We start from the raw sequence: 3,640 nt of genomic DNA on the forward strand, positions 1-3,640 counted from the left end.
GGCATTGAAGATAAAGGTAATTGCTCACCGCAATAAAGAATCTGTCTTGACAACATAAAGGTAAAATCGGGGATTTTTATGTATAGTGGGGGTTATGACCACAAATGCTACCATTGATTCAAAGCTAGTGCAGCTTGGCGAAAGTAATCCACCAGATTTTTACAGAAACTTTCGTGACTAGCCACGACAATGTGTTTCAATGAAACTAACGGAAGAATCTCGAAGTTGATGTCCATGATAAAAGCATTGCCAATTAACCTCTCCAACCTACAGAAAACAGTACTCCAACAAATAGTGAGAGGGACAACAAACCCCTATCGCCTTGTTAGACGAGCCAAGCTAATCTTAGCCGCAGCATCAGGAGAGAGCAATAGTTCGATTAGTCGAAGATTAGAATTAGACCGAGTACAAGTGCGTCAGTGGCGATCGCGATGGTTTGAGGAGAGAGAAAAACTGAGTGCCGCCGAAGAACAACAGGTAACGGAGAAAGCATTAATGGTCTTGATCAAAGGAATTTTAAGCGATCGCCCAAGACCTGGAACAACAAAATCCTTTACGGTCGAACAAGTAGTCCAGATTGTAGCGATCGCTTGTGAAGAATGTGAAAAATCAGACAGACCAGTGAGCCATTGGACACCTTCAGAGTTGGCGGATGAAGCCATAAAAAGAGGAATTGTCGAAAAGATTTCCCCCCGTAGTGTGGGGCGTTTTTTAAAAAGAAGCGACATTACAACCACATCTCGTTCGTTACTGGTTAAATGCCAAAATTGATGATCCCTTAAAATTTAAAAAGCAAGTCAAATATATCTGTGAACTTCATCAAGAAGCTAAAACTTTGTTAGAACAAGGAATTCATTTAATTAGTACAGATGAAATGACAGGGATTCAAGCTCTTGAGAGATTATTTCCGAACAAAAGAATCAAGCCTAAACAAGTAGAAAAAATCGAATTTGAATATGAAAGACACGGAACTTTAAGCTTGATTGCGAACTGGGATGTGGCAAGAGGAAAAGTTGTTAGTCCCTCTATTGGACCGACAAGAACAGAACAAGATTTTTCTGAACATATCCAGAGAACGATTAAGATTGATGAAAAAGCAGAATGGATTTTTATTGTAGATCAACTCAACACTCATAAATCGGAAAGCTTAGTCAAATTAGTAGCAGAAAGCTGTGGAATTACTATTGATTTGGGGAGAAAAGGAAAGGAGGGGATTTTGCAATCTATGGACAGCAGAGCAGATTTTTTATCAGATGAATCTCATCGAATTCGCTTTGTTTATATTCCCAAACATACATCGTGGCTTAATCAAATTGAGTGTTGGTTTTCGATCTTAGTCAGGCGTTTACTCAAAAGAATTACTGTCCGTTCAACTGAAGAACTATCCAAAAAAATTCTCAATTTTATTGATTACTTTAATCAACATTTTGCTAAGCCGTTCGTTTGGAAATTTAAGGGCTTTAAAGATCATAAGTGACTGGTGGATTATTTTTGCTAAGCTGCACTAGTTAGAGCTATCGCCGATGAACAGTTGGCGAACAATGTCTTCATGATTGAGTGGCTAGTCAAGGCACAACAACAGTTATCTCTTCAACAAAGACTGATTGACCAGCAACAACAACAAATCTCTACACAACAGCAAGAAATTGAAAAATTGAAAGAAGAGAGAGATAAGCTAAAAAACCGTAACTCAAAAAACAGTTCAGTCCCCCCATCATCAGACCAACTAAAAAAGCCTTCTGACAAAAAGAAACGCAAAAAAGGATTTAAACGCGGACCAAAATATGACCACCCAGGGAAGACCCGTAATGGTTTTGGTCAGCCCGATAAGATAGTCCCTTTAGAACTAGAAAACTGTCCTGTTTGTGGGGGTTCAGTGGAACGAGATGAAGTAGTTCCCGAAAAAGTCCAGCAAGTGGCTGAAGTAGTAGACCAACCCATAGAAATCAGGGAATATCGTCGCGGATTCTATAAATTTCCTAGTTGTGGATGGTCAGATTACAGTCCTGTTCCATTGGGAGTTAAAGAAGGATTCAGTTATGGGGCGCGATTAAGTAGCATCGTGGGCTGGCTTGGCTATGGGGGTAATCTTACATGGCGTAAACAGGAACATTTTATAGAGTATGTCTTTGGCATTCCCATTTCTCAAGGGAGCCTTGCCAAAATGCACAAATGGTTTCAAGAAAGTTTAGAACCCTTGACCCAACAGTGGTTAAAGTACATCCAGCAGCCAGGAATCCGATGTGTTGACGAAACCAGTTATTGCATCGATGGCATCAAGTATTGGGTTTGGGTAGCCACATCAAATGAGGTCTGTGTGCTGATGTTGGCTCCCACTAGAAGCTCCGCAGAAGTCGAGAAATTGTTAGGAGCAGATTTTAAGGGCATCCTCACCAGTGACTGCTATAGTGCCTACTTTAGACAAAGTGCGATGGACAAACAGAAATGTCTGGCACATTTAGAACGAGAGTTAGAGTCCCTTAAAACCAGTCGTTTTCAAGCGAATCGAGAATTTGCTGCCGATGTACAGCAAGTTTTAGCAACCGCCCGTATCCATTATCGTCATTATCATGCTCGAAATTTAACCCTTGAAGACTTAGGCTCCAAAAGAACAGAAGTCGAGAACTCACTGCAAAAGATTTTTAAAGCAACTCCCAAAAAAGGATGGCCTTATGATGCACAAAGATTGATTAACCGTCTCAAACGTCATTGGGAAGAGTGGTTCACCTTTCTAACTTATCCTGAAGTCAAACCAGATAATAATGATGCTGAGAGAGCTTTACGTCCCATTGTCATTCACCGCAAAGTAAGTGGGGGAGCAAGAAGCGACTGGGGTGCAGAGTTAGTCACCCAAATGTTCAGTTTTTTAGAGACCATGAGATTACAGGGGCAAAATGCCATTGTCCAATTATGCGAATTATTTTCATTAGCTGGTCGGAGTCCCCCAGGATTAGAGATGTAAAAGGCTCCGGAGCCGATGGGGGATAGATTTTTCTTGATCGCCCTATCTCTCTGCACAAAAATACACAGGATTAGCGGATAATCTCCGCTAACAAAAAACTATCTTACTATTCTTTTTTTTCTCATATTGTTGTTTTTATTTGAGGTTTTAAAAAGACTTGATTCTGGGAATGTTAGTCATTAAAATAGCCGTAATAAATTAGCTTAAATTTTACGCTAAATCACAGGGCTTATATTTTTGTTGACTCAACTGATGTTGTTTGTAGTGCTTTTCAATAAGACTTTTTTGTTGCGGTGAGCAGTTACATGATGTCACCTCAACCTACCTAGAAGGGAACGGATGTGAATTAGGAAAATATGGATATAATCGAGATAAGAAGAAGGGAAAAACCCAAATAGTCTTTGGACTACTTTGTGACCACAATGGTTGTCCTATCGCTGTAGAAGTTTTTGAAGGAAACATCCTCGGATACTAGCACATTAGAAAGTCAAATAGAGAAAGTTAGGAAACGATTTGAGGTTAAGAATGTGGTGTCGGGTGACAGATAGAGGTATTTTAACGTCTTCAAATATTAAAGAGTTGGTGACAGCAGTAGAAGGATTGGATATATCAGTGCCTCACTAAGGCACGGNCCGGCTCAGCTGTCGNNCCNCCCNNNCTTTTTTTTTTTTTTCTTTT

At 40.1% G+C, this 3,640-nt stretch carries 3 protein-coding genes and 1 pseudogene; all 4 read left to right on the top strand.

Annotated elements, in window-relative coordinates; translation table 11 throughout:
- Positions 1–189 precede the first annotated feature (189 nt).
- On the top strand, positions 190–771 hold the full coding sequence (locus CWATDRAFT_RS30530) for a helix-turn-helix domain-containing protein (RefSeq protein ID WP_007303150.1): 582 nt from the start codon (positions 190–192) through the stop codon (positions 769–771).
- A gap of 64 nt (positions 772–835) precedes the next feature.
- Positions 836–1,477, top strand: a complete 642-nt coding sequence (locus CWATDRAFT_RS30535) for a transposase (RefSeq protein WP_007308571.1) — start codon at positions 836–838, stop codon at positions 1,475–1,477.
- 39 nt (positions 1,478–1,516) lie between these two features.
- Positions 1,517–2,962 (top strand): IS66-like element ISCwa4 family transposase, encoded by a 1,446-nt coding sequence (locus CWATDRAFT_RS30540; protein WP_081451044.1) that lies wholly within the window; start codon positions 1,517–1,519, stop codon positions 2,960–2,962.
- A gap of 301 nt (positions 2,963–3,263) precedes the next feature.
- A pseudogene (locus tag CWATDRAFT_RS40840) lies at positions 3,264–3,568 on the top strand (IS1634 family transposase); the annotation flags it as partial.
- Positions 3,569–3,640 lie beyond the last annotated feature (72 nt).

The sequence above is a fragment of the Crocosphaera watsonii WH 8501 genome, from assembly GCF_000167195.1.
GTDB lineage: Bacteria > Cyanobacteriota > Cyanobacteriia > Cyanobacteriales > Microcystaceae > Crocosphaera > Crocosphaera watsonii.